This window comes from Protofrankia coriariae (assembly GCF_001017755.1).
In the GTDB taxonomy this organism is placed as follows: Bacteria; Actinomycetota; Actinomycetes; order Frankiales; family Frankiaceae; genus Protofrankia; species Protofrankia coriariae.
This window is the reverse complement of sequence record NZ_JWIO01000095.1, coordinates 1-875: the sequence shown is the minus strand read 5'-3', so window position 1 is coordinate 875 and position 875 is coordinate 1. Positions and strand designations below refer to the sequence as shown.

At 72.8% G+C, this 875-nt stretch carries 1 pseudogene (running past one end of the window); it reads left to right on the top strand.

Annotated elements, in window-relative coordinates:
- A pseudogene (locus FrCorBMG51_RS25920) lies at window positions 1-875 on the top strand (beta-ketoacyl synthase N-terminal-like domain-containing protein); its annotated part reaches 285 nt to the left of the window's first position; the annotation flags it as partial.

Below are 875 nucleotides of genomic sequence, written 5' to 3'. Positions count from 1 at the left end.
CCCCGCCAGCGCCACCGGCTTGTCCGACGACGACGAGCTGGACCTCGACTCCGCCAGCGACGAGGAACTGTTCGCCCTTATGGATCAGGAGCACGCCTGACGATGTCCAACGACGACAAGCTCCGCGAATACCTCAAGCGCGCGCTCGCGGACTCCCGGGCCGCGCACCGGCGGCTGCGGGAGATCGAGGAGAGCCGGCGGGAGCCGATCGCGATCGTCGGCGCCGCCTGCCGCTACCCCGGCGGGGTCGCCTCGCCGGAGGACCTGTGGTGGCTCGCCGCCTCCGGCGGTGACGCGATCAGCGGTTTCCCGGACGACCGCGGCTGGGACACCGACGCGCTCTACCATCCCGACCCGGACCATCCCGGCACCACCTACACCCGCCAGGGCGGGTTCATCTCCGGTGCCGGTGACTTCGACGCGGCGTTCTTCGGGATCTCCCCGCGGGAGGCCGCCGCGACCGACCCGCAGCAGCGCCTGCTGCTGGAGAACGCCTGGGAGCTGCTGGAGAACGCCGGGATCGACCCGGCGTCGCTGCGCGGCAGCCGCACCGGCGTGTTCGCCGGTGTCGCCGGACGTGACTACGCCGCCGGCTTCCACGAGGTCCCCGACGAGCTGGAGGGCTATCTGGTCACCGGCGCGCTCGGCAGCGTCGCCTCCGGCCGGATCTCCTACACGTTCGGTTTCGAGGGGCCGGCGGTCACCATCGACACGGCCTGCTCGTCGTCGCTGGTCGCCCTGCACCTGGCCAGCCAGTCGCTGCGCTCCGGCGAGAGCGACCTGGCGATCGCCGGCGGGGTCGCCGTCATGACGTCGCCGCTGGGTTTCGTGGACTTCGCCCGGCAGCGCGGGCTCGCCCCCGACGGCCGCTGCAA